This is a genomic window from Agrobacterium larrymoorei, assembly GCF_005145045.1.
In the GTDB taxonomy this organism is placed as follows: Bacteria; Pseudomonadota; Alphaproteobacteria; order Rhizobiales; family Rhizobiaceae; genus Agrobacterium; species Agrobacterium larrymoorei.
Genome location: NZ_CP039692.1, coordinates 32,100 through 56,678, shown reverse-complemented (window position 1 = coordinate 56,678; position 24,579 = coordinate 32,100). Strand labels below are relative to the sequence as shown.

General features: G+C 53.4%; 21 protein-coding genes. 9 read left to right on the top strand and 12 right to left on the bottom strand.

The genetic code is table 11. The features are described from left to right. Positions 1-41: 41 nt before the first annotated feature. The gene (locus CFBP5473_RS14635) at positions 42-2,231 is read right to left on the bottom strand and encodes a sensor domain-containing phosphodiesterase (RefSeq protein WP_027676572.1); all 2,190 of its coding nucleotides are present in this window, start codon (positions 2,229-2,231) and stop codon (positions 42-44) included. Positions 2,232-2,488: 257 nt separating this feature from the next. Continuing rightward, complete coding sequence (locus CFBP5473_RS14630) at positions 2,489-4,303, bottom strand: methyl-accepting chemotaxis protein (RefSeq protein ID WP_027676573.1); 1,815 nt, start codon at positions 4,301-4,303, stop codon at positions 2,489-2,491. A 239-nt stretch (positions 4,304-4,542) separates the two neighbouring features. On the opposite strand from CFBP5473_RS14630, the gene CFBP5473_RS14625 reads away from it, so the two are divergent. From CFBP5473_RS14625 to CFBP5473_RS14610, 3 genes are all read left to right on the top strand, one after another. Continuing rightward, on the top strand, positions 4,543-4,908 hold the full coding sequence (locus CFBP5473_RS14625; RefSeq protein WP_027676574.1) for a response regulator: 366 nt from the start codon (positions 4,543-4,545) through the stop codon (positions 4,906-4,908). 89 nt (positions 4,909-4,997) lie between these two features. Next, positions 4,998-6,068, top strand: a complete 1,071-nt coding sequence (locus tag CFBP5473_RS14620) for a sensor histidine kinase (protein ID WP_027676575.1) — start codon at positions 4,998-5,000, stop codon at positions 6,066-6,068. Between the two features lie 698 nt (positions 6,069-6,766). Continuing rightward, a protein-coding gene (locus CFBP5473_RS14610) for an IS3 family transposase (RefSeq protein ID WP_136954414.1) occupies positions 6,767-7,986 on the top strand; the annotation gives its coding sequence in 2 pieces (ribosomal slippage) (positions 6,767-7,109 and positions 7,109-7,986; 1,221 coding nt in all). Here CFBP5473_RS14610 and CFBP5473_RS25700 read toward each other — a convergent pair. Together CFBP5473_RS25700 and CFBP5473_RS14605 are read right to left on the bottom strand one after the other, a co-directional pair. Beyond that, entirely contained in the window at positions 7,971-8,141 is a 171-nt protein-coding gene (locus CFBP5473_RS25700) for a L,D-transpeptidase (RefSeq protein WP_413228973.1), read from the bottom strand. The two genes, CFBP5473_RS14610 and CFBP5473_RS25700, sit on opposite strands and share 16 nt — an antisense overlap. A 48-nt stretch (positions 8,142-8,189) precedes the next feature. Then, the gene (locus CFBP5473_RS14605) at positions 8,190-9,104 is read right to left on the bottom strand and encodes a peptidoglycan-binding protein (RefSeq protein WP_051441441.1); all 915 of its coding nucleotides are present in this window, start codon (positions 9,102-9,104) and stop codon (positions 8,190-8,192) included. Between the two features lie 57 nt (positions 9,105-9,161). Here CFBP5473_RS14605 and CFBP5473_RS14600 point away from each other — a divergent pair, with 57 nt between their 5' ends. From CFBP5473_RS14600 to CFBP5473_RS14580, 5 genes are all read left to right on the top strand, one after another. Continuing rightward, complete coding sequence (locus tag CFBP5473_RS14600; RefSeq protein WP_027677206.1) at positions 9,162-12,620, top strand: response regulator; 3,459 nt, start codon at positions 9,162-9,164, stop codon at positions 12,618-12,620. Then, positions 12,617-13,450: a CheR family methyltransferase gene (locus tag CFBP5473_RS14595; protein ID WP_027677205.1), complete on the top strand. Its 834-nt coding sequence runs from the start codon at positions 12,617-12,619 to the stop codon at positions 13,448-13,450. Before CFBP5473_RS14600 ends, CFBP5473_RS14595 begins: the two co-directional genes overlap by 4 nt. Then, positions 13,447-14,019, top strand: a complete 573-nt coding sequence (locus CFBP5473_RS14590; RefSeq protein ID WP_027677204.1) for a chemotaxis protein CheB — start codon at positions 13,447-13,449, stop codon at positions 14,017-14,019. The genes CFBP5473_RS14595 and CFBP5473_RS14590 overlap by 4 nt, the downstream gene beginning before the upstream one ends. Next, complete coding sequence (locus tag CFBP5473_RS14585; protein ID WP_027677203.1) at positions 14,016-15,143, top strand: hybrid sensor histidine kinase/response regulator; 1,128 nt, start codon at positions 14,016-14,018, stop codon at positions 15,141-15,143. The genes CFBP5473_RS14590 and CFBP5473_RS14585 overlap by 4 nt, the downstream gene beginning before the upstream one ends. Positions 15,144-15,600: 457 nt before the next feature. Further along, a complete protein-coding gene (locus CFBP5473_RS14580; protein ID WP_027677202.1) occupies positions 15,601-16,248 on the top strand; it encodes a DUF2461 family protein in 648 nt (215 codons plus the stop codon). 478 nt (positions 16,249-16,726) lie between these two features. Here CFBP5473_RS14580 and CFBP5473_RS14575 read toward each other — a convergent pair whose 3' ends face one another. From CFBP5473_RS14575 to CFBP5473_RS14565, 3 genes are read right to left on the bottom strand one after another with little or no spacing between them, the layout of a single operon-like run. After that, positions 16,727-17,080, bottom strand: coding sequence for a YybH family protein (locus tag CFBP5473_RS14575; protein ID WP_234881825.1), 354 nt, complete (start codon positions 17,078-17,080; stop codon positions 16,727-16,729). Further along, entirely contained in the window at positions 17,077-17,478 is a 402-nt protein-coding gene (locus tag CFBP5473_RS14570; protein ID WP_027677199.1) for a VOC family protein, read from the bottom strand. Before CFBP5473_RS14570 ends, CFBP5473_RS14575 begins: the two co-directional genes overlap by 4 nt. A gap of 12 nt (positions 17,479-17,490) precedes the next feature. Continuing rightward, positions 17,491-18,234, bottom strand: a complete 744-nt coding sequence (locus CFBP5473_RS14565) for an SDR family NAD(P)-dependent oxidoreductase (RefSeq protein ID WP_027677198.1) — start codon at positions 18,232-18,234, stop codon at positions 17,491-17,493. 138 nt (positions 18,235-18,372) lie between these two features. Between CFBP5473_RS14565 and CFBP5473_RS14560 the strand changes: the two genes are divergently transcribed. Beyond that, the gene (locus CFBP5473_RS14560) at positions 18,373-19,254 is read left to right on the top strand and encodes an AraC family transcriptional regulator (RefSeq protein WP_027677197.1); all 882 of its coding nucleotides are present in this window, start codon (positions 18,373-18,375) and stop codon (positions 19,252-19,254) included. Here CFBP5473_RS14560 and CFBP5473_RS14555 read toward each other — a convergent pair. From CFBP5473_RS14555 to CFBP5473_RS14535, 5 genes are read right to left on the bottom strand one after another with little or no spacing between them, the layout of a single operon-like run. Further along, positions 19,251-20,033, bottom strand: coding sequence for an ABC transporter ATP-binding protein (locus tag CFBP5473_RS14555; protein WP_027677196.1), 783 nt, complete (start codon positions 20,031-20,033; stop codon positions 19,251-19,253). The two genes, CFBP5473_RS14560 and CFBP5473_RS14555, sit on opposite strands and share 4 nt — an antisense overlap. Before the next feature lie 2 nt (positions 20,034-20,035). Beyond that, positions 20,036-20,884: an ABC transporter ATP-binding protein gene (locus tag CFBP5473_RS14550; RefSeq protein WP_027677195.1), complete on the bottom strand. Its 849-nt coding sequence runs from the start codon at positions 20,882-20,884 to the stop codon at positions 20,036-20,038. Continuing rightward, positions 20,877-21,791 carry an ABC transporter permease gene (locus tag CFBP5473_RS14545; protein ID WP_027677194.1) on the bottom strand — a complete coding sequence of 305 codons (915 nt, stop codon included), beginning with the start codon at positions 21,789-21,791 and terminating at the stop codon, positions 20,877-20,879. The genes CFBP5473_RS14550 and CFBP5473_RS14545 overlap by 8 nt, the downstream gene beginning before the upstream one ends. Beyond that, a complete protein-coding gene (locus CFBP5473_RS14540; protein ID WP_037171879.1) occupies positions 21,791-22,852 on the bottom strand; it encodes an ABC transporter permease in 1,062 nt (353 codons plus the stop codon). The genes CFBP5473_RS14545 and CFBP5473_RS14540 overlap by 1 nt, the downstream gene beginning before the upstream one ends. Positions 22,853-22,876: 24 nt before the next feature. Continuing rightward, positions 22,877-24,466 carry an ABC transporter substrate-binding protein gene (locus tag CFBP5473_RS14535; protein WP_027677192.1) on the bottom strand — a complete coding sequence of 530 codons (1,590 nt, stop codon included), beginning with the start codon at positions 24,464-24,466 and terminating at the stop codon, positions 22,877-22,879. Positions 24,467-24,579 lie beyond the last annotated feature (113 nt).

Below are 24,579 nucleotides of genomic sequence, written 5' to 3'. Positions count from 1 at the left end.
CCTAACGCTCTGAGCAAGGTAAGTTTTTTCTTGTAAATGGTCTAGACGCCTAAGACCTTCTGGTTCGTCACCTGCGTCAGGTACTTGTGTGTAAAATCAGCCGCCTTCATTGGTCGTCCGTAGAGGTAGCCCTGTCCTTCATGGCATTCATATTCCCGCATCATTTCTTCTTGCTCGCGCGTTTCAATGCCTTCGGCAATTACATTGAGGTCGAATCCCGCCGCAAGTTTAATGACGGCTTCGATGATTGCCTCATCTTTCTTATTGCGCTCGCTGCCACTGACGAACGACCGATCGATCTTCAGGCGGGTGACAGGATAGTCCTTTAGAAGGCTCAACGACGCGAAGCCTGTTCCGAAATCATCAAACGCAACTCCAACCCCGAGTGCACGAAGGTGATGAAGGGGCTCTACAATGCGTTGTTCATTTCGCAGAATTATGTTTTCGGTAATCTCTAACTCGAGCGATGTAGCAGATAAATCGCTGTCCGCAAGCGCGACCTCCACTGATCTAGCAAAATCACGTGTACGGAATTGTGCCGCAAATAGGTTGACACCGATCCTGAAACTCTTGAGACCAGCATTTTGCCATTGCGCTGCCTGAGCACAGGCTGTTCGCAATATCCACTCACCGACCGGAACCGCAAGGAGACTAGATTCCAAAACAGGTAAAAAAGCAGCAGGAGAGACAATGCCGAGGTTCGGATGATTCCATCTAATCAGCGATTCCGCACCGCAAAGGCTTCCATCACTGAGTTTTACCTGAGGCTGATAATAGAGCTCAAACTCTTGATTTTCCCAAGCTTGACGGAGTGAAGAACTCAAACTCCCTTTTTTTGATGCTTTCTGGCGAAGCTCAGGAGTGAAGATGCGTACGAGATGACGGCCATCAGCCTTTGCTTGATAAAGGGCCAAGTCGGCGTTCCCCAGCAACTCGTCACCGTTTTCTTCAGTCCCTAGTTTAAAAGATATGCCGATACTGGCCCCAATGTGAATAGGCTCGTTGTTGAACTCTATTGGTTCCTCGATAGCGGCAATGAGCGACGAAGCAACCGCAGTAGCTTGAAGGGGGTCAACTGTTTCGGACACTACAACGAATTCGTCTCCTCCCAGACGGGCCACCATTAAATGGGAAGGAACGCTGGTTCGAAGACGTTCTGCCACAGCTTTGAGAACAAAATCTCCGGCTGGATGTCCAAGGGTGTCATTAACGTCTTTGAAGCCATCCAAATCAATCAGGAGAAGTGCTAGAGGGTCACCGCCTTCGCTGGATATTTGAATACGATGCTTTAGGCTTGCTCTGTTTGATAGACCGGTAAGTTCGTCAAATTCTGCAGCGTGCTTTAGTTGCCTGATAGCGTCTAAACGGCTTGTCATATCACGAATGATCGCCCCAAACTGCGGCTCGCCGCTTTCGGTCCACTGTGATAGCGAGAGCTCGATTGGTACCTCGGAGCCATCGCGCCGCTTCGCGGTCAAATTCAAGGAAGTACCAATTATACGAGGTGGGCCGCCGGATGCTACCTTAGCAAGACCTGTTCCGTGTCGACCTCGCATCGCATCAGGCACGATTATATCGAGAGGTTTGCCCAGCGCTTCTTCTTTCGAGTAGCCAAAAATCTCCGCTGCTGCTGCATTCCAAGACGTGATGTGGTTTTGGCCGTTTGCGCAGATAATGGCGTCTGGCGATGTCGATGTAATATGGATGAATTTGTTACGGCTGGCCTCACTCTCGCGCTCCAACCGTTTTAGTTCCATTCGCTGCAAAACCATTGCTGCCAGATCCTGCAGTATCTGCTGGTCACGGTCTGAAAACATTTCTCGTGGTTTCGAATCGATGAGGCATAAGCTGCCAATTGCGTGGCCTTGGGACGTGAAGAGAGGTGCGCCAGCGTAGAATCGAATTTTAGGGTGTCCGGTAACCAACGCGTTTGATCGGAAGCGCTCATCTTTAGATGCATCTGGGACAACGAATATCGCTGGTTCCATGATAGCAAATGTGCAAAAAGAAACATCTCGGCTCGTCTCGCACACATCCAGACCGATACGAGCTTTGAAAAATTGCCGATCGCGGTGCACCAACGAAATCAGAACGGTTGGGACATCGAATATTCGTGACGCCATTTGTATGATATGGTCGTATTCTTGCTCTGGCGCCGTATCCATCAGCGCGAAGCTATCAAGCACCTCAATTCGTTTTTCGTCATCATTGGGTATCGGGTAAAGAGTCATCAAGATTGCTCACAGAGGCTGCTGCTTAGTCAAAAGTTGCAGAAGATGGCATGACTTGCTCCGAGGAATTTATTTCGGCAGGTGCAGTTAAGAACAATCATACCTTTGTCATTTGCTGAATTAAGGTGCATGTCCTGTAACTCAGTTTAGCAACCCGAATACGACGCCTAACGTAGTCTGATTGCAGTGACGCTCATTAACGGTTTCTATCAATTGGCGGAATACTTCAGGACGTGTAGGGCCGATCTGCAAGCGTTCTAGAATTCTTCCCAATTTGCTTGAGCCGATGCGGCTGCAGACCCGTTTGAGCCCCGATGATGTTTCACAGCTACCGTTGGGCGGTATGCTGAAGCTGGGGGAGCCATCGATATTGCACGATCTGAAGCCGCTTGCCGGTGGGTCTCGCCACGATTTGAGATTTGGGCGCGTGTTACGACTCCGAAGCGGAACTGATCGAGCAACTTGAACAGCGCGGCAGCTTCGTTGGCGAGTTCATGGCTGGCCGCTGTTTGTTCTTCCACCATGGCAGCGTTCTGTTGCGTGCCTTGGTCAACTGAGTTGATGGCCCGGTTGATTTCGCTCAGTGCAGTGGACTGCTCACGGGACGCCTCAACGATCGCTGTAATATCGCTGTTTATACCTTCGACATGTGAAACGATCTCTTGGAGCGCCGTGCCGGCTTTCGTTACAAGCGTAACGCCGTTGCTGACATAGGAACCGGAAGCGGTAATGAGGGTCTTGATCTCTTTCGCCGCAGTCGCTGAGCGCTGTGCAAGTTCACGCACTTCTTGAGCAACCACTGCAAAACCCTTTCCGGCTTCACCGGCTCGTGCCGCTTCAACACCAGCATTGAGAGCCAACAGATTTGTTTGAAACGCGATTTCATCAATCACGCCAATGATGTTAGAAATGGCCTTCGACGATACGTCGATCTGATCCATAGCACTGATTGCTTCGCGAACGACATCACCCGAGTGATTGGCATGTTCCTTAGTACGAGCAACAAGCCGTCCAGCTTCCTCAGCGCGCAGGCTGGAATCTTTCACCGTCGTCGTTATCTGTTCCAAAGCAGCAGCCGTTTCTTCCACAGAGGATGCCTGTTGTTCTGTGCGCTTTGCTAGGTCGTCCGCGGACCCACGGATTTCGTTTGAGCCAGCGCTAATCGCTTGGGCATTCTCGGCAACCGAGACCATCGCGAGCTTTAGCTTCTGGGATGCAGAATTAAAATCGGTTCTAAGCCTCTCCAAGGAAGGTATGAACGGTTTGTCGATATGTTGCGACAGGTCGCCGTCTGCAAAGCGGGTCAATCCCAATGCCAACTGTTCAACATTTTCTACGCGACTTGTAACATCGGTGGCAAACTTTACGACCTTGATGATTTTTCCGTTTGGATCGAAAACCGGATTATAGGACGCTTGGATGTAAACATGGCGTCCACCTTTACCGATACGCAAAAACTCATCGGCGACATATTCTCCCATGCGGAGCCGGGTCCAAAATTCCAGATATCTTTGAGAGTTTGCCTCCGCAGGTTCGATAAAGATGCGGTGATGTTGCCCAACGATCTCATCTAAAGAATAGCCGAGCGCCTTCAAAAAGTTTTCGTTGGCGGTGAGAATCTTGCCCTCGGGCGTGAACTCAATTGTCGCCTGTGCGCGCGAAACGGCCGCAAGCTTTGCGCCGCTGTCAAGACCATTCATCTTCGTCTGCGTAATGTCATTTGCGAATTTGATGATCCTGAGGACTTTGCCACTGCTGCTTTTGACAGGATTGTAATTGCCGCGGATCCAAATCTCGTCGCCGTTCTTCGCGATGCGCTTGAACTCGCTGCATTCAAAGGTGCCACCCTGAAGTTTTCGCCAGAATGCGGTGTAGTCAGAGGAACCAGCGTAGTCTTTCTCTACGAAGATACGATGATGCTGTCCGACGATCTCTTTCTCGGAGTATCCCATCAGCTCGCAGAAATTCTTGTTTGCTTTTAGGATCGTGCCGTCCGTTTGAAATTCGATGATAGCGAAGGAGAGATCTAGTGCTGAGAGAACCTGATTGGAGCTGGAAGCGAAAATATTCATCGTAGCGTGCGCCTGGAGTTTGGAATTTTCTGCTACGACAATATTCCAAGACAATTAATTTATTACTGAAGTAACCAATATTCTGCTGAGGTTCGTGGTCGCCCCTCAAATGGTTGCAGTAGACGAGAAACAATCGCGGTCCTGCTCAAGCCCCGCTAAGATGATATGGTGATCTTTTGGACGGAACCGGTCGCCACCTAACGGTGTTTCGCCGTGCCACGTATCAAAATGGTAAAGTAATGCTGCAGGCGATTATACTCGTCATCGAGGACGAACCGATTATCAGAATGACCGTCGCTGAGGATCTTTTATCTGAAGGGTTTTCAGTTGTCGAAGCGTCGAATGCGCACGAGGCTCTCGCTATTCTAGAATCGGGGGAGAAGATAACAGCCATTTTCAGCGACATCGATATGCCCGGAACACTCAACGGTCTCCAGTTAGCTTGGATCGTTCGAGAAAGGTGGCCGCCGGTTCATTTATTTTTGACATCAGGACACAAGCGGCCAAGAGTTGATGAGTTGCCAGAACAAGCATGCTTCATACCCAAGCCCTATCTGCACAAAGCCGTTATCGGTGCGCTACGAAACACCTTGGGAACAGGGTAAAGTGCAATTCGACGGTGGTAGGAAAACATTAGTAAGCGAAAGCTCGACCTGTTATGCACGGTTTGTTCTCCCCAAACGAAAAGCTCTCCATGACCGATTTTGAAAATCAGCAAGCAACGGCTGCTAACGTTGCCGAACTTCCGCATTTGGCCGATGCGCTCGATGATGATCGTTTTCGGCAATTTCTCGATCACGTGCCGTTTGCAGTTGCCGTTTCGCAGCTGGGTCAAGATGAACATCTGGTCTATGGTAACGTCGAGTTTGAACGACTTACCGGGCTCCGCTCAGAAGATCTGCAGGGGCAGAGTTGGACGGCGCTTCCTTCCTGTCCATCGATTGCTGACGGTAAAGAGCTTGCCGACGCGTTGCTTGCCGAAGAGGAATATCTCGGCGTTTTCGCTATCGATCGAGGAGATGCGCCGCGTTGCGTTGATGCATGGTCGAATACAATCGTCGACGATGTGGGGACGCCGATCTTTAGATTACTTGCGATTTCAGAGCGAGATAGGTCTGAGATCGAGGCAACCTTTGAACAGTCGCTCGCCGAGAAGGACGTACTCCTCAAAGAGCTCCAGCACCGGGTAAAAAATAATCTGCAAATGATCACCGCGCTGATCCGGATGGAGGCGCGTAATGCTCAGCGGCAGGAGGAAAACGATCGCTTCGGCCAGCTCGCGGGCCGCATTGAGGCGCTGTCTATTCTTTATCGCTCGCTCTACGCTAGCAATGAAACCGAAACCGTGGATCTTGGCATCTATGTCAGTCAAATCGCAAGCTCTGTCATGTCCGCCCATGCCGTCGAGGGCATCCGTTTAGACTTGAAGGTCGACACGTGGCCTGTTTCCGTCAATGTCGCCATGCCCGTTGGACTTGTGGTCAATGAAGTGATGACCAACGCGCTAAAATATGCGTTTCCCGGTAGCGATGGTGGGGAGATTAAGGTTCACTGCACTGTTGAGGATCAAGGCTGCACCGTCTTAGTGGCTGATGACGGCGTCGGTCTCGCCGACACATCCGACTGGCCGCGCAAAGGCAAACTGAGTGCAATGATCGTACAGTCCGTGAGACACAATGCCAAAGCTGATATCGACGTCGTCTCGAAGCGAGGTTCGGGAATGGCTGTGACTATTACGTTTAGGAAAGAGAATGCGGTTAGGTAGTCGATAAAAGATCTATCACACCTCTACGCTCAAGATCAGGAGCGTTGATCGGCCGGGTGGGGTAAAGGTCCATGTTGATGTCGGTCGCGATGGGCGGCCGACTTTACGCCTGGCGCGGGTTGTCACGTTGCGTGCACAAAAGCGCTGGTAATAACGTCTCACGTTGCGTAAGCTCGAAGCCTATCAACAGAATTTGCCGACGATGGACATGTATTGGAATGAATCTTTTTCTGAAATGGCTCTCAAGCCGTTTCTCCTGAGAGAACTGCATAGCAGAGGGTTTGTGTCAGTTGAGGATTTGTCCCATTTGTCTAGCAGCGAGATACTGCAAATTCCTGGGATGGGTGGAGCAGATTGGCGCAAGATTGCACATGTGCTCAATCGTAGTTTGACCGTCACCAAACGCGTGAAAGCTACGTCGTGATCGTCTAACCGCCCTTACATTGCGGTACGGCATTATGATAGCGGCGGCTCTTGAAAAAAAAGGCGCGTTTTGGTGGCCACTGTCGCCCTCTCGATTACAGCTTTAAGCATTCCTACAGATTACGCGCTGTCAATCAACGAAATTGACGACAACGCCTGGTTTGACCATTCCGGCCAGTTCTTCGACGTCCCAGTTTGTCAATCTGATGTAATGGCCCCATAAATATCCGGACACGATCTCCCACTTAACAAGTGTGCGAGGTAATGTGCCCATTATGACCAGTCACAGTCCTAAGATAGAAGTCCTGTCCGGCCCAGAGCGCCGCCGTCGCTGGTCGACGACAGAGAAGCTTGCCATCATCCAGGAGACATATGAGCCGGACGCAACCGTCAGCATCGTCGCTCGGCGCTACGGTATCCAGCCGAACCAGTTATTCACTTGGCGTAAGCTTGCCACCCAAGGAGCTCTAACGGCAACTGCTGCCGAGGAAGATGTCGTTCCAGCATCCGAATATCGTGCCCTTCAAAACCAGGTCAAAGAACTACAGCGTCTGCTCGGCAAGAAGACGATGGAAGGCGAGATTCTCAAAGAGGCGCTTGAGATCGCCACCGGCCCAAAAAAACACCTGTTGCGCTCGCTGTCATTGCCGAAGGGAAGTTCCCGATGACGGCTGTGTGCAAGACTTTTGGTGTTGCCCGGTCAAACATGGTAGAGCGGGTGAGACAGCGTCCTTCCAAAGCCCGTGGTCGGCCGCCGTTCGCGGATGATGTTCTTGTCGATGAAATCAAAGCGATCATCTCCGAGATGCCAACCTATGGATACCGCCGGGTTCATGCGCTCTTACGCCGTAAAGCCCGTAGCGAAAGCCGCTCATGGCCGAACGTCAAGCGCGTTTATCGGGTGATGAAGGTGCATGGCCTGCTTCTCGAACGCCATACTGGAGCCATTGATAGCCGTCGCCATGATGGTCTTGTCGCTGTCGCTCAATCGAATTTGCGTTGGTGCTCGGACGGTTTCGAAATCGGCTGCGATAATAAAGAAAAGGTCCGCGTTGCCTTTGCACTCGACTGCTGTGACCGCGAGGCAATTGCCCATGTCGCCACTACTGAAGGCATCAAAAGCGAAGATGTTCAGGACCTTGTCATCACGGCCGTCGAAAACCGCTTCGGCCGCATCAATATCCTTCCTAAGCCCATCGAATGGCTGACTGACAATGGATCATGCTTCATTGCGTCAGACACGAGATCGCTGCTGCTGGACATCGGGATGGAGCCTCGCACGACCCCGGTCCGCAGCCCTCAGTCCAACGGAATGGCCGAAGCCTTCGTAAAGACGTTCAAGCGCGACTATGTCTCGGTCAATCCCATTCCGGACGCTAAAACCGTCATCGCCCAACTGCCATTGTGGTTCGAGCATTACAACACGCTTCACCCGCAAAAAGCTTTGGGATATCGCTCACCGCGCGAGTTCTTAGACCGTCAAACAGAAATCTGATCATGTTCGGTTTTTATGGGGCAACTCCATCTGACGCAGCCATGCGAACCAACTTTGCCGATGATTTCTGGTTCAGGTGTGCCGTGGATACCGTAGGTAGGCTCTGTCAGATCTATCCACACAGTTCCGACGGGGCCGTTCGCGCCACTTGGCAACTTGAGGATTTCCCTGTTGTTACCCTGCTGGAAATTGATTTTTGGGTTTTAAGTATAGGTAGGCATGCGCGCTACGCCCTTTACGTCATGCGTTCCTGTCGGCGAGGGAGACTCTTCACTGCCAATGGTGGCCGGGTAGGCTGCTATCAGTGAACCGTCCTCAGCAAAAGCGCGTGTCTGCCCGGCTTTCCGATGAACCTCTACGCGTTTGACGTTACCGCTTTTCATGTCGCCGGGTATCGTCACGGCAATCGTCTCGCCGGGCTTGAATGCTGCTGTCGGATTGAGCGTTTTGATCAAATTGATGTGCATATGAAAGCGCTCAGCGAGTTTTTCTTCTACGGTGGTGTAGCCGAGACTGCTCATTTTGGCCTGTTCGGCGTAATCCTCCGGTATTCTGCCAATAATATCCTGCCTATCGTCTTCGGTGATTTCATAAGGTTGAATTGCAGGAATTTCGTCGCCAAGTTTTACGATAACGTCGGCATCAAGCTTGCCATCAACAGGCAGCTGCCGCATGGCCTCAAACCCTGCGATTGCTTTTGTCAGGTTGTCTCCCAAATACCCATCAATGACCCCGGGCGATGAACCAGCACGATCAAGAAGAACCTGGAGATGTACGACAGCTAGATTGGCTTGCGTTTGTTGTTCAGTCTGTGGCGCATCGATGAGCGATGCGATCGGAGACGTATTGACGATCAGGGCATCAATTGCCGAAGCAGAGCCTGGAAACGAGAATGCCAAGCCCGGTATTATCGCAAAAAATTTCAGTGAATGCATGACATTGTCCGATAATGAGTTTGCTCTCGCGTAGAACGCGTCGATGGACATTCCGATGCACTGTAAAAATGGAAATTCGATATTTAGTACCATCAATATTTTGCTCAATTCTGAGAAAGTGAAAACAAAAACAGCAGGCATTGCAAAAATTTGGCTTCTTGCCATGTTTTCGGCAATTGTCATATTGACTCGTAGACCAATGCGCTGTGAAGGCTACCTCATCTCATTAAGGGTGCCCGAATGCATAGAAAAGACACAGCCGTCAGGCCTACCAAGGGTTTTGGTCTCGATACTCCGATCCTAATCGGTCTCGCCGCTGCATTACTTTTTTTCGTAGCGAGCACGATAGCTTCCCTTCAGACCACACGTTCGCTTCGAGAGAACAACTCAAAGGTAGTCCAAACGCACGAAGTGATCGTTGCGATCGACCTTCTGCAATCTGATGTACAGGATGCCGAGACCGGTCAGCGTGGCTACCTTTTGACAGGAAACGAACGCTATCTCGAACCATATGAGAGAGCACGGTCTCAACTTACCTCGCGCTTCAAGGAGCTCGAGTCGGTTATGGGATCAGATCTCGTTCAGCAAAGACGTCTGGCCGAATTGCGAACTGATGTTGACAGAAAGCTTGACGAGCTTGCTCGAACTATCGACATGAGGCGCAATGGGAATGCCGAGGCAGCCCTTGCTCTTGTGAACTCGGACGTGGGCAAGATTGCCATGGACGCGCTTCGCTCGACGATCGCTGAGATGCGTGTAGAAGAGACCCAAGAACGCGCCCAGCGCCTAGTCGCTATGAATAGTGCTTACAACACGGCAATTGCCCTGGTCGTTAGCGCAGGTCTGCTTGGGACTATCTTAACCTTCGTCATCGGTTATCTGATGCGACGTGCAACAATCGCTCGGCGGCGACAAGAGTGGTTGCAGCAAGCTCAATTGGGTTTGAGCGAAGCTGTTATGGGTGACAAAAACACCGTTGACGTCGGTGAGAGTATTCTTGGCTACCTGAGCAATTATGTTGGGGCAGTAGCAGGAGTTCTGTTTGTGAAGGATCACAACGGATTCGAGCGGTCATCGACTTTTGGCGTGCCGGTTGATGACTCACTTCATTCGCGGCTGAGCGCAAACGAAGGATTGTTTGCGCACGTTCTCACAAACCAGAGACCTATCGTCGTTGGCGAGCTACCTGACGGTTACATCAACTTCAGTTCAGGCCTCGGCAGACAAAAGCCGAGCTACCTCGCGATCGCACCAGCGAGCGTTGACGGCAGCGTTCGGGCTGTTGTCGAGCTAGGCTTTCTGCATCCTGTCGGGGATCATATTCTGGAGCTACTGGAGCAATCGTCAAATACAATTGCGACCGCTATCCGATCGGCAGAGTTCCGAACACAGTTGCAAACACTGCTGCACGAGACGCAACGTCAGACTGAAGAACTTCAGGTTCAGGGCGAAGAACTACGGGTTTCTAACGAGGAGCTGGAAGAGCAGGGTAGAGCGCTTAAAGAATCGCAGGCGCGGCTGGAACAACAGCAGGTCGAATTGGAGCAAACCAATTCCCAGCTTGAAGAGCAGGCGCAAGAATTAGAGCGGCAGCGAGACGGATTGGAAAAGGCGAATGAGGCAACCAATCTGAAAGCGGCTGAGGTGGAACAGGCCAGCCGATACAAGTCAGACTTCCTCGCCAATATGTCTCACGAATTGCGCACGCCCCTCAACTCGTCGCTGATACTCGCTAAGCTTCTCGCTGATAATCCTGACGAAAACCTAACTCCCGAACAAGTTAAATTCGCGCAGACAATTCAGTCGTCCGGGAATGACTTGTTGAACCTGATCAACGATATTCTCGATCTCTCAAAGATTGAAGCCGGGCATGTGGAAATTACCCCTGAACCCGTCTCCATTCAGCGGACCGTCGATGCGCTGCAGCGAATGTTCACGCCGCTTGCAGACAACAAGGGCTTGGGATTTTCGGTCGATGTTGCGGCAGACGTGGCACCGCTTATCGAGACGGACCCTCAGCGCCTCGAGCAAGTTTTGAAAAACCTCATTGCCAACGCTATCAAGTTTACCGAAGCAGGACAAGTTAGCCTGATTGTGCGACCGACAGAAGGGGAAGGAATTGCCATTTCCGTAACCGATACCGGAATTGGGATCGCCGAGGAGCAGCAACATCGCATTTTCGAAGCGTTTCATCAGGCCGACAGCACGATCAGTCGCAAGTTCGGTGGCACTGGGCTTGGACTTTCGATCTCGCGTGAGCTTGTAAGGCTGCTCGGCGGAACACTCCATCTTAAAAGCAAGGCGGGTTCAGGATCGACGTTCACGCTGCTCATCCCGAAAAACTTTGATGCTGAACAGGTCAGTGTCGCTGGTCCAGTCGTTCCTGTTACTCCCAGCAATGAACTCATAGACGATATCGCGACGGCGTCGACACCTTCGAGCGCAACCACGCCAAATGCTGGCAACGCAAGGGGAATAGTCGAGGATGATCGCAGGTTCGCCGGTGAACAAACACGAAAACTGCTTATCGTTGAAGACGATCACTCGTTTGCTTCGATATTGCGAGACCTTGCACGTGAACTGGACTTCCAAGCCCTCGTTGCAGGCAATGCTCATGAGGCCTTGGAACTTGCGAAGCAATTCATGCCAAGCGCGATTGTTCTTGACGTCGGACTACCGGACCAATCCGGACTATCCGTCCTGGATCGCCTAAAGCGAGATGTTCGTACACGCCATATTCCGATCCACATCGTATCGGCGGAAGATTACTCAGAGCGAGCTTTGTCGCTTGGTGCAATCGGATACGCATTGAAGCCGGTTCAGCGGGATCAACTCGTTGACGTTATGAAGTCGCTCGAAGCGAGAATATCGCAAAATGTCCGTAGGGTCCTTATCGTTGAAGACAATGAAGTCCAACGCGATGCAGTCGCGAGGCTGATTGGCTCGCCAGAGGTAGAAACGATCGGTGTTGGCACGGCGGCCGACTGCCTTGCTGAGCTTAAGACCAAGAACTTCGACTGCATGGTGCTTGATCTTTCACTGCCGGATGCATCAGGATTTTCACTTTTGGAGACCATCAGCCAGGACAACGAACATTCATTTCCGCCCGTCATCGTGTACACCGGCCGCGTATTGACCGCAGAAGAAGAACAAAAGCTTCGTCGCTATTCTAAGTCGATCATCATCAAGGGAGCAAAGTCGCCTGAGCGTTTGCTAGATGAGGTAACGCTTTTCCTGCACCAGGTCGTCTCTGACTTGCCGGATGAGCAGCAGAATATGATCCGCAAAGCACGTAGTCGTGACGCCCTCCTTGAAGGCCGACGGATTCTCGTGGTCGAAGACGACGTCCGCAACGTCTATGCGTTGACGAATATTCTTGAGCCCCGCGGAGCGCTCGTCGAAATTGCGCGCAATGGAGAAGAGGCGCTGCAAAAGCTAACTCTCTCGTTGGAACAGCCAGACGCGAAGATTGATCTGGTGCTGATGGACGTGATGATGCCAGTCATGGACGGACTTACCGCAACGCGTCACATCCGTGCAAATGTTCAGTTCAAAAAGCTGCCCGTGATAACGCTTACGGCCAAAGCAATGCCAGACGACCAAAAGCGATGCATCGAGGCTGGTGCCAATGATTATATGGCAAAACCCTTGGACGTTGAAAAACTCTTATCGCTGGTCCGAGTTTGGATGCCAAAATGATTGAGACTTACGAACGGGTAGAAGATATCGAAATTCGGCTTTTGCTTGAGGCGCTCTATCATAGATATCACTATGATTTCCGAGCGTACTCAATGTCATCGATTAAGCGACGGCTTCGCCAAGCGCGCGAGCAGCTTGGATTTGCTACCATAACCGCAATGCAGGAGAGCATTCTCCACGATGCAGATATGCTACCCAAAATGCTTCGGTACCTCACGGTACAGGTCAGCGAAATGTTTCGGGACCCGACCTATTTTCACGCGATCAGAGAAAAGGTTGTCCCCCACTTGCTGACGTATCCTTCTCTGAAGGTATGGATCGCGGGTTGCAGTACGGGTGAGGAACTCTATTCGTTTGTCATCCTATTTCGCGAGGAAGGCCTTGAGGACCGAACGATCTTTTACGCGACCGACATCAATCCGGAAGCACTTGCCCAGGCTGAGGCCGGCATCTACGACTTAGAGCGAGTGCGGCTATTTACGGAAAATCATCGCCTTGCCGGCGGCAGAAGCTCACTGTCGGACTATTACCACACGGCCTACAACCGCTGTGTCCTCAACAAAAGCCTCCGGCGCAATGTTGTTTTCTCAGACCATAGTCTCGTCACCGACCAGGTCTTCAGCGAGATGCAGTTGGTCTCCTGCCGAAACGTCATGATCTATTTTAACAGAGATCTTCAAGATAGGGCGATCGGGCTATTCAAAGAGGCGCTACCGCGCAACGGTTTTCTGGGCCTTGGGGCCAAAGAGACGCTCAGATTTTCTCAGCATGAAGAGGGTTTCCGTGATTTCGTACGAGAGGAAAAGATCTATCAAAGGGCAGACCCGTGAGAGCCAAGGAATACAAAGCCGTCATCATCGGTGCGTCGGCGGGTGCGCTTGAGGCGCTGTCTTTAATATTGCCGGCTCTTGAACGTGACTTCGATATGCCTGTGTTTGTAATAGTCCACGTTCCACCGGGCAAGCGCAGCGTTTTGGCGGAGATTTTCGCCGCGAAATGCCGTCTTCAAGCTATGGAACCGGAGGACAAAGAGCCCATTAAATCAGGGGTTATTTATTTCGCTCCGCCAAATTACCATATGCTGATAGAAGACGAAAATGCCATTGCCCTCTCAAGCGATGACGAGGTGCTTTTTTCCCGACCATCCATCGATGTTTCGTTCGAAAGCGCTGCCGATGTGTGGGGAGATCAACTTATTGGGGTGATATTGACTGGGGCTAACCATGACGGCGCGAAGGGACTTTCTGCGGTTGCAAAGGCAGGTGGAATGACGATTGTTCAGGATCCAAAAAGTGCGTACGCGGCTGCCATGCCCGAAGCTGCAATAAAGGCCTGTCCTCATGCCCTGGTCGTTCCTCTTGATCAAATCGCATCACACCTCTCGAGTATCGCGTCATGAGTTCTCCGGTTAAATTTCTGCTTGTTGACGATCTGCCGGAAAATCTTCTTTCCCTCGAGGCCTTGCTACGGCGCGACGATCTCACCCTCCTAAAAGCTAAATCAGGCGACGAGGCGTTGGAGCTACTCCTCGAGCATGATGTTGCACTGGCTTTGCTTGATGTGCAAATGCCAGGCTTGGACGGTTTCGAATTGGCCGAACTAATGCGCGGGAATGAGCGCACGCGACGAATACCGATTATTTTCGTGACCGCGGGCGCACACAGCGAAACCAGGAGGTTCCAAGGATACGAGGCCGGCGCCGTCGACTACATACAAAAGCCGATCGAAGCTGATATTCTTAGAAGCAAAACGGATGTTTTTTTTGAAATCTATCGCCAGCGTCAAACCATCTCTGAGCAACGCGATATATTACAGTCCCAAGCAAACGTACTTCAAATCGCCGATCGCCGGAAAGATGAGTTTCTCGCAGTGCTGGCACACGAACTACGCAATCCTCTCGCTGCCCTTAAAGGCGGTCTTAAACTTCTTTCTCGCCGACCCGAGGGTGAACAAAAGGAAAAAGTGGCCGGATTGATGGAAGATCAAATCACCCATCTGGTGCGCTTGGTCGATGATTTGATGGACGTTTCGCGCATAACCCAGGGAAAAATAGAGTTACAGAGAACTCGCTTTGATCTACGGAAGGCGCTCGAGGCCGCGGTCAGAATGGCTGCGCCAAATATAGAAGCGAAACACCATATTATTCAAACGAGATTTCCTGAAACGCCTGTGATGGTGTTTGCAGATGATTTCCGCATAACGCAATGCGCGGTGAACCTCATCAACAATGCCGCCAAATATACATTGGATGGCGGCAACATCGAGGTGGGCATCACGGTGCAAAGTCGGGACGTTGCAATTTGGGTCACCGACGACGGGCTTGGGCTCAGCCCAGGCGAAGTGGAAAGGATTTTCGAGATGTTTGCGCAGATCGATAGCCATCTTCAGCACTCACGCGGCGGTCTCGGAATAGGCCTAGCCTTGGTGAAACAGCTGGTAGAATTGCATGGAGGAAGTGTCTCCGCGGCTAGTCCTGGAATTGGGAAAGGTACAACATTTACGATTGCGTTTCCGGTCGATTAGGCTGCATCGCTCTGTCTTTGTCGGCGTATTCTTTCGCCAGTGACGAGGTTAGTAGGGGCAGCGAAAGACCTGGTTGATTTTTGATATTTGGCCTGGTCTAGCAGCCTCCGATTTGAGGCTGCGGTTCTGCGGTAACACTTGTGGCTTGATGGGTGTAGCTTGTCATCGTTGCACCACGACACATATGACGTTTCCCGATCTAAAGCGTTTCCCCGGAAAAGTACATGTTGGAAAGGCAATAGCTAAACGACCTCGTTGCTCAAAGTCTACGACGCCTCTTCAGATCCAAATGACTAGAAGCCACAGCGCGCTCGTTACGTTCGATCCGGTCTAACGCGATAAATAGTGTCCCAGTATTGCAGTCTCACGAACATCACACATCGAACACATTTTTGTTCCCTTTACGTTCCGCAGCTCATTTGAGCGCGAAACCACTGCTGCTGCATACGGAACGGAAATGATCGACCAATCGACTTTGAAAATTCTGTCGGAAGCTTCCGGCGACCACGGTGAGAATTGGCTGGCCGGCAATAAGGCTCAAATTGGTCGCGCGCGGGCCAACCTGATCGAATTCACATCGCAGCTGATTGCAAGGGCCGGTTTGATAGACCCTCGTGTAGCGAAAGTGAACATCGACCCGAGAAAGTGTTTGGCCAGAGCGCCGATCTCGAGCGGGATAGGGTTGATCGCTATGCGCGTTTCGCTATCAAAGAACGCTGCTGCAAGCTACTTTATGCAGATTTCGCCCAGCTGTTCTTACAGCGGAGGCGGCGCATTATTACTTCCACCTCGCCTTGCACATATTTTGAGGCAAACGATCGCGAGCCACACCGGAAAATGGCGCACTATCGTTGAAGGACCGCTATTTCAGAAATACTTCCCGAACGGTCTGACCGACGGTCATGACATCAGTGGCAACGGGTTTGTGAAAAACCACGATGCGCTCGATTTCTTCAACCTCAAGAACTTTGGCGCATGTCACAACATTTCAGACGAGCTGTTGATGTCGCCCAGTCTGATAGACGAGACTGTCAAATCGTTTGTAGCCGCTCGTGCCCTGATTGACTACATTAACCGCGCTACCACAAGGGTCCCTGAGACTTAATCACCTCACGGCTCTTCCAGTCAGGCTTATCAACGTAGATCCGGTGGTCCGCGATTAGCCCTGCGGTTTCGGGGTCCTTGCTCCCTTTCGTGAAACCGGGCTCGCGGAAGTCGCGCGCCATTAGAATTTCCCATAACTGGCGGAACCCATCTCGCTGAAGATTTGCTGGAGGTAAAGCGCTGAACGTTGAAACTCTGCGTCAAGAAAGGTGTTGCTAAGGCTGGACCCGCGGTTGGCCGACTTCATTGAGCCTCTATCATCGATTGGGTGCGCGATGACCTGTGCAAAAATTTTATGTCGGGCGGCGGAAGACGCCTCGTGCTTCCGTTTAAACAACGAGGAGCTACAAGACAGAGACAGATGTTTGTCCGATGGTGAGTGCACATCAGCACCCAACACGTCGACGGGCGTGCGGCAGCCAGGACGAACATCACCTTCCAGATCTCGACCCGCCGCCTATCTGAGCATTGATTGCCAGCTATTCGAGGTCGGCGTCGATGCGCTCGATCAACCCCTCGCAGGTTAACTTTATATCGAGCCGTCCAACCTCATGACCGAAGTCACCTGTGAAATCGACACGAAGGCGCGCGCTGCGTGGGCCGAACGCCTCCACCGTCAGGAGACGTGTCACGGTCTGATATCCCACGAAGAACCGCTCGACGTAGTCGCGGATGCCATCGTGCCCGTCGAAACGTTCTCCGGTGGACGGATCATCGATCACCGCGTCCGGAGTGAACAAAGCCGACACCGCGTCGGTATCGAAAGCGTTCGTCGCATTGATCAGACGTGCGGCCACGGCGTGGAAGTCAGCCTGTCCCTCCTTGATCGTCACCTTTCGTGCTGCCAGCTCTTGAAGACGAACTCCAAGGTGTAGCCATCAAGATCGCGGACCTGTGCCGCGAAGTAGCGCGGGTCATAGTGAAGCTGCGGTCCGGGCGCATGGATCGACGTAGCGCCCGCGGCAGTCGCCGCGTCATAGGCGGCGGCAACCGCCGCTTCTGAGTTCGCGACAAAGCCGACATGAACCGCCCCAGGCGAGGGCGCGCCTTGCCGCAGCCAAAAGAACATCCGTCCGCTTGCACCGAAGCCTTTAAGGTCGGGATGGCCGACGGGGCCGTCCTTTCCATCGTAGTCGTGTCGCTGGGTGATCCCGAGGGGCCTAAGTGTTCTGCTGTAGAACTCGATGGAGCGTTCCGTTTCCAGAACCGTCAGAAAGATATGATCAAGCATCGCTGTTCGCCTTCAGATCACATAGCCGCCGGAAACTTCGATGTCCTGTGCGTTGATCCAGCGGTTCTCGTCAGCCAGGAGACTGGCGACCACACTTCCAACCTCATCGGGCTCGCCGACGCCTCCCAGCGACGCCATAGGCGCAAGCTTCGATTCGAATTCCTCGTTCAACCCGCCACCGAGTTCTGTTCGGATCGGCCCTGGAGAAACGGAGTTTGACCGGATCTGTCGTCCACCGAGTTCCTTGGCCAGGTATCGGGTCATTACCGCGAGGCCGCCTTTGAAGGACGCGTATGGAGCTACTCCGGCGAAAGCGACGCGGGTGGTCGCGCTCGTCATGTTCACGATATGCCCGCCATCGGCCATCAGAGGCAGAAGGGTCTGCGTGAGAAAGAACGGTCCCTTCAGGTGCACATTGAACAGACCATCGAACTGGTCCTCGGTCACGTCCGCGAGCGGCGTGAACATCCCGTATCCGGCATTGTTGACCAGGAAGTCAAAGTCGCCGCGGCCGAACGTTGCTTGGAGCACTTTCTCTACCTCCTTGCGGAAGGCCGCGAACGAATGGATCTGCGAGACATCCAGATTTAGGGCGACCGCAACGCCGCCGATCTCATTTATCGAAGCCACGACGTCGTTCGCGGCCTCAGGATTCGTGTTGTAGGTCAGGATGACGCCCATGCCCTTCGCTGCGCACATTCGCGCCGTGGCGGCGCCGATCCCGCGGCTCCCGCCGGTGACAATAACGATCTTCATGACAACTCTCCAATGTCCGATGCGGATGATGATTTGATAACCGCGGGAGCCAAGCACCGCTCACCCGATCCTCCTCGATCATTGCCTATTTCTGCTTTCCTCTTGTTCGAGCTTCCTGCACGTGCCATCGTCCCTCTCATGGAACAACAGCTGGAAGAACTCCGACATCTCGCCGCACGAGCGGAGAACCGCCGAACTGAAACCGGGATACCTCGTGTGGCGATGGTACAGGGAGAGATCCCGGAGCATCAGTTAGCAGCCGTCTACGAACCGATGGTCAATCTGATCCTGACGGGATCGAAATGCATGACGGTTGGGGACCGGACATTTCACTATGATCCGGCCACCTATTTTGTAATGTCGGTCGACCTGCCGGCCGTGGGTTCGGTCCATCCGGATGAACTTGGCCGACCCTACCTCGCTATCAGCCTTACGCTCGATCCGGCCATCGTTGCGAATCTTATCGCTGACTTGCCAAAGCTTACCGGCGGAACCCCCTACGATTCGGGATTTTCGGTGGCTCCAATAACTCCCGAACTGCTCGATGCCTGGGTACGCATGCTTCGTTTGTTGGACCGTCCTGACGAGGTCGCCGCTCTGGCACCTGTCTACGAGCGTGAAATCTTGTTCCGTGTTCTGCGGGGGCCGCTCGGCTGGATGCTCCGAGACATTGCAATGCCGGAGACGCCTCTCTCACGCGTCGCCGATGCTGTTCGGTGGATCCGGGAAAACTTTGCGAAGTCTCTCCGAGTTGAGGAACTGGCAAAGATGACCGCACTTAGCGTGTCCGCATTCCATCGCCACTTCAAAGCGGTAACAGCGCTCAGCCCTATCCAGTACCAGAAGAATGTCCGTCTTCTGCATGCGCGTTCCCTGCTGCTGTCAGGGGAAGGCACGGCGACATCGGTGGCATTCGACGTAGGGTATGAAAGTCCCAATCAGTTTAGTCGGGAGTACGCCCGGCAGTTTGGCCTGCCGCCGCTCAAGGACGCCGCAAGACTGCGGCTGCTGGCAGCCTAACGCAGCGCAATTATGGGCTTTTGCCTTGTCGTCACATACCCACGACTGCCTTCCATGAGTATGCGCGTGTAAGAATGCTGTACCGTGTTTTCGAGCAACTGTTGTCTTGTCGCAATCTCAACAAACTCGCCGTTCTGCATGATCGCAACACGGTCACAAAGATGCGTGACCACCGCGAGATCGTGGCTGACCAGGATATAAGTCAGCTTCCCGCGCTCCCGCAGATCCTTGAGCAGATTGAGGATTTCTGCCTGAATGGACACGTCGAGCGCTGATGTCGGTTCGTCCAGCAGGAGGATTTTCGGCTCTAGGATCAGAGCCCGGGCGATCGCCACTCGCTGCCGCTGGCCGCCAGAAAGCTGGTGCGGATAGCGGTATCGGAAATTTAACGGAAGGCCGACATCGGTCAGCACCTTCTCGATGCGCTCCTGCCGTCGGTCCTTGCCATGGATTTCCAAGGGTTCCAGCAGGGTGCGACCGATCGTGTGTCGCGGATGGATGGAGCCGAACGGATCCTGGAACACCAGTTGCTGCTTCGCAAGCTGAGAGCTGGTGCGCTTTTGGGCGATCGTTTCACCGTCGATCTCGATTGATCCTGTCCATTGCTTGTTTCGCCCGGCAAGTGCGCCCAGAATGGTGGACTTGCCGCAGCCGCTCTCGCCGACAAGACCAAAGGTCTCGCCTTTTTTGACTTCGAAGGAAACGTCCTTTACGACCTTAAGCGCTGTTTCGCCGCGGCCATAGGAGACAGCAAGATTTTCGGTTTTGATCATGGACATTCTCAGTTCTCCAGCCATGCAGGGTCGCGACGCAGGACTTCGAGCCTGTCTCTGGGGTGGTCGAGGCTTGGAAGTGCGTTCAGCAGACCGCGCGTGTAGGGATGTTGGGCCTGATCGAGGTTGGCCGCAGCAATCGTTTCGACAACACGGCCGGCGTACATGATGATGACACGGTCGCAGAAGCTGCGCACGAGGTTGAGGTCGTGGCTGATGAAGATCAGGCCGATGTTGCGTTCAACCACGAGGTCATCAAGGATAGACAGGACTTGCTGTCGCACCGTCACATCGAGTGCTGAAGTCGGCTCGTCGGCGATGATCAGCGATGGCTGGGAGATGAGCATCATCGAGATCATGATGCGTTGGCCCATTCCGCCAGAAACTTCATGCGGATAAAGGTCGAAGACCCTTTCCGGGTCGCGTATGTTGACACGCTCTAGCATGGCGAGGGTGCGTCTGCGCGCCTCCTGCGATGTGGCGTTCTCGTGCAGAATCACCGTTTCCGAAATTTGCTCGCCAACCGTCATAACCGGGTTCAGCGAATATTTCGGGTCCTGCAGGATCATCGCTATGCGGCGTCCACGAATGGATCGCATCTCCCCTTCGCTTGCCGTTAGCAGATCGACATCTTCGAACTGCATGCGGTTGGCCTTCACGATCGCCTGAGGCGGCTGAAGGCGCATGATGGCGCGGCCTGTCGTGCTCTTGCCGGAGCCGGATTCGCCAATGATGCCGATCTTCTCCCGACCGACGGTGAAGGACACATCCCTTACAGCCGTGGTGACGCCGGAGAGCGTTGGAAATTGGACGGACATGTTTTCGACCGTCAAAATCGTGTCGGATGAGTTAGCCATTACGGGGATCCATGATGTCGCGAAGCCCGTCGCCGAGCAGATTGAAAGCAAGGCTTACGGTCAGGATAGCAATGCCTGGAACCGTCGTCAGCCACCAGGCATCGAGAAGATACTGGCGACCGGAAGCAGCCATCGCTCCCCACTCTGCCATCGGTGGTTGGGCGCCGAGACCAAGGAATCCGAGGCCTGCGGCGGTCAGGATAATACTGGACATGTTGAGGGTGAGGCGCACGATGATCGACGGTGCGCAGAGCGGAACGATGTGCCGTAGCAAAATCCGTCCTACACCCGCGCCTTGAAGTTCGGCGGCAACGACGAAGTCGGCCTGTCGGAAAGTCAGGGTTTCAGCGCGTGCGAGACGGGCAATCGGCGGCCAGACCGTGAGCGCGATGGCAATCACCGCGTTTTCGATGCCGGGGCCGAGTGCCGCCGAAAAAGCCAGCGCGAGAACAAGGCTTGGAAAGGAGAGGAAGATGTCGGTTATGCGCATCAGAACGACATCCACCCAACCGCCGAGATACCCCGCCGTCGCGCCAATCACGAAGCCTATCGGTGCGACGATTACGGTCACCAGAATGGTGATGTAAAGAGTGGTGCGTGCACCGAAAACCAGACGGGAGAAGACATCGCGACCGAACTCATCGGTTCCAAACCAATGTGCGGAAGACGGAGCGTTCAGCGCTATTGCGAAGTCCTGCACGAAGGGATCGTGAACAGCAATCACCGGTGCCAGCGCGGCAACGACGACGAGCAGAACGACGATTGCGAACCCGGCCAGAGCGAGAGGATTTGCAACGAGGCTCAGCCAGCCAAGATAGGCACTGTGCAGGCGCGCCTGTCGCGTTGACGTGAAGTCTTCGCTGATGAGCCAGTTATGCAGGTTTGATAAAGTACCGGACTTGGCCATTAGCGGGTCCTCGGATCGATAAAGCGGTAGACGATGTCGGAGAGCAGGTTGATGGCAATCGAGATGATGCCGATCAGCAGCACACTGCCGAGCACGGCGTTCATATCAGCGAAGAAGAGCGCCGATGTGAGATAAGATCCGAGCCCCGGCCACGCGAAAACGGTTTCGATCAGCACGGTGCCGTCAAGGAGGCCGCAATAGGCAAGTGCGATGATTGTCAGCAACTGAACGCGGATATTGCGAAAGGCGTGTCGCCAGACAATGGGTCTTTGCCCGAGGCCTTTGGCCCGCGCCGTCAATATATATTCCTGACGAAGCTGCTCGAGCATGAAGCTACGCGTCATACGGCTGATATAGGCCATAGAAGCATAGCCAAGAATGATTGCCGGGGCGATGATATGGTGGAGTGCGCTCCAGAATACGCCCCAGTGACCGCCCAGCGCAGAATCGATCAGGATGAAGTTGGTTCGAGCCTGCACTATTCCTTCGTCGTACAGATAAATACGCCCGCCCGGCGGAATTGCTCCGAGATAGGCGTAGAAGACGAGGATGACGATGGTACCCAGCCAGAAGATCGGAGTGGAATAACCCAACAGACCGACGACGCGGGCAAGGTGATCCACCCATGTCCCCTTGCGCACCGCCGCGATGACGCCTAGTGGGATACCGAGACCGGCACCGAAGATTATAGCCAATGTCGCCAGTTCGATGGTCGCGGGGAATACCCGCGCGAGGTCCTTCGACACGTCCTGCTTGGTGATGATCGACTGGCCAAAATCCAGTTGCACCACATCACTTAAATAGTGACCGAACTGCACATAGATGGGCCTGTCCAGACCCATTTCCTTATAGACACGGTCATAGGTCGCCTGATCGGCTTGGTCGCCGATGACGGCGATTACAGGGTCAGCCGGGACCATCCGGCCGACTGTGAAGGTGATCATCATCAGGCCGAGGAGTGTCGTCAGGATGACGACGAAAGATGTCGCGATCTTGCCTGCAGCCTTTGGGAACCGGGATTTCCGGATCGGCTGGGCATCGGAGGTCTGGGTAATGCTCATACCACTGTCCTTGAAGTTATATCGTCACTCGCCCTTGGTCACGGTATCCCACCGGGTGAGCCATGTCGGATGCCCGACGTAGCCTTTCACCTCGTTGCGAACGGCTTTCGGGTCGGTGCGTTGGAATGATGTGACGAGCGCCGGCGAAGATCGGAGATAGGCCTCGTTGATCCGCGTATATAGCTCTTCGCGTTTGTTCTGGTTGGTCTCGTGCGCTGCCGCCTTGACCATGTCCTGAATGTCTTTGGGCACGTCCCAGGCAGAGCGCCATGCGACCAGTCCTGCCAGTTTGGCGTCGTCAGCGTTGTTGGCATTCGTTGCATAGGATTGAAGGACGGCATGGGGATCGGGGAGGCGCTCGCCCGTTCGCGACGAGAACAATTGAAATTGTCGGGATCGAAACTTTCCGATCTGGTCGCCGATTTGCAGATCGAGCTTGACGCCTGCCTTTGCGGCGCTGTTTTGCAGTGAGATGCCGACTTCAGATTCCGGTGTGCCGGGCTGCGCAAAATAGACCTTTGAGAACCCGTCTGGATACCCCGCTTCCGCAAGCAACTGCTTCGCCTTGTCGATGTCCAGCTTATAGGGCATTTCCGTGGAGGCACCCGGCAGGCCTGCCGGAATAATGGTCTGCTGCTTAATGCCGTAATATTTCATCACCGAACCGGCGAGACCGTCATAGTCGATGAGGTATCGAAACGCCTCTCGCACTTTCGGGTTCGAAAGGATCTCGTCCTTCTGGTTCAGGGCGAGGTAATAGAAACCGAAACCCGGAACCTTTTGCACTGTAACTTTGCCATCCCGTTCAAGACCGGCAAGGTCCGTTGATGAGAGGCGAGTGGCGACGTCGACATCCCCTGCATCGATCTGCAGACGTTGCGCAGACGATTCCGGTACGTGGCCCAGATACACGCGTTTCATGGCGGGTACTCCTTTCCAGTAATCCTTGAACGCATCAGCGATCAGGAGCTGGTTAGAGCGCCAAGTGATGAGCGCGAAGGGTCCGGAGCCAGCATCTGCAGTCTGGAGATAGTTGCGGGCCCAGTCACCATTCTTCTCTTTGCTGGCAAGGAATTTGCTGTCGACGATCGAGGTGGAAAAGCTGGCCAGTGAATAGAGTATGAGGTTCGAGTTCCAGACCTCTGGTGTTTCCAGAACGAGTGTCCAGTCATCGGTTGCCCGAATGAGCTGATCGACGTTCTTCGCAGTAAAGCCCCACTGACGCAAATCCGTAGACGGCGCCAGTCCGAGCTTAACCAGCCTGTGTAGCGACCATTCCACATCCCGCGCCGTGACCGGATTGCCGGAATGGAAACGCGCGCCGTCACGTATCTTGAACGTAAAAGTCCTTCCATCGCCAGAAATCGTCCAACTCTCGGCCAGCGATGGCTGGGGATCCGTGATGTTGTCCGCAGGCAGCGCGATCAGACGATCGTACAAATTCGCAACAACTTCGGCAGCTTCCAGCTGATTGATTTCATGCGGGTCCAAGCCGCGCATACTCGTCATCGAGATGGCAATCACCAACTCATCTTTCGGAGTAGCGGCCTGAAGGGGATTTAATGCCGCAGTGGCGATTGCGCATGTTAAATATGCGCGTGTGAGCGTCTTCATATCAGCCTCCCAAGGCTCCTCAACCTCACCAAATCGAATTTTCGATATCGACATGGATTTCAAATCTGATATATCAAGTTTCACACAAATCGATCCTCGTCAACGGATTTTCG

Bases quoted from the DNA above. Each gene is read 5' to 3' on its own strand.
- CFBP5473_RS14635 (WP_027676572.1), bottom strand. From the start codon at position 2,231: ATGACTCTTTACCCGATACCCAATGATGACGAAAAACGAATTGAGGTG.
- CFBP5473_RS14630 (WP_027676573.1), bottom strand. From the start codon at position 4,303: ATGAATATTTTCGCTTCCAGCTCCAATCAGGTTCTCTCAGCACTAGAT.
- CFBP5473_RS14625 (WP_027676574.1), top strand. From the start codon at position 4,543: ATGCTGCAGGCGATTATACTCGTCATCGAGGACGAACCGATTATCAGA.
- CFBP5473_RS14620 (WP_027676575.1), top strand. From the start codon at position 4,998: ATGACCGATTTTGAAAATCAGCAAGCAACGGCTGCTAACGTTGCCGAA.
- CFBP5473_RS14605 (WP_051441441.1), bottom strand. From the start codon at position 9,104: ATGACAATTGCCGAAAACATGGCAAGAAGCCAAATTTTTGCAATGCCT.
- CFBP5473_RS14600 (WP_027677206.1), top strand. From the start codon at position 9,162: ATGCATAGAAAAGACACAGCCGTCAGGCCTACCAAGGGTTTTGGTCTC.
- CFBP5473_RS14595 (WP_027677205.1), top strand. From the start codon at position 12,617: ATGATTGAGACTTACGAACGGGTAGAAGATATCGAAATTCGGCTTTTG.
- CFBP5473_RS14585 (WP_027677203.1), top strand. From the start codon at position 14,016: ATGAGTTCTCCGGTTAAATTTCTGCTTGTTGACGATCTGCCGGAAAAT.
- CFBP5473_RS14580 (WP_027677202.1), top strand. From the start codon at position 15,601: ATGATCGACCAATCGACTTTGAAAATTCTGTCGGAAGCTTCCGGCGAC.
- CFBP5473_RS14570 (WP_027677199.1), bottom strand. From the start codon at position 17,478: ATGCTTGATCATATCTTTCTGACGGTTCTGGAAACGGAACGCTCCATC.
- CFBP5473_RS14565 (WP_027677198.1), bottom strand. From the start codon at position 18,234: ATGAAGATCGTTATTGTCACCGGCGGGAGCCGCGGGATCGGCGCCGCC.
- CFBP5473_RS14560 (WP_027677197.1), top strand. From the start codon at position 18,373: ATGGAACAACAGCTGGAAGAACTCCGACATCTCGCCGCACGAGCGGAG.
- CFBP5473_RS14555 (WP_027677196.1), bottom strand. From the start codon at position 20,033: ATGTCCATGATCAAAACCGAAAATCTTGCTGTCTCCTATGGCCGCGGC.
- CFBP5473_RS14550 (WP_027677195.1), bottom strand. From the start codon at position 20,884: ATGGCTAACTCATCCGACACGATTTTGACGGTCGAAAACATGTCCGTC.
- CFBP5473_RS14545 (WP_027677194.1), bottom strand. From the start codon at position 21,791: ATGGCCAAGTCCGGTACTTTATCAAACCTGCATAACTGGCTCATCAGC.
- CFBP5473_RS14540 (WP_037171879.1), bottom strand. From the start codon at position 22,852: ATGAGCATTACCCAGACCTCCGATGCCCAGCCGATCCGGAAATCCCGG.
- CFBP5473_RS14535 (WP_027677192.1), bottom strand. From the start codon at position 24,466: ATGAAGACGCTCACACGCGCATATTTAACATGCGCAATCGCCACTGCG.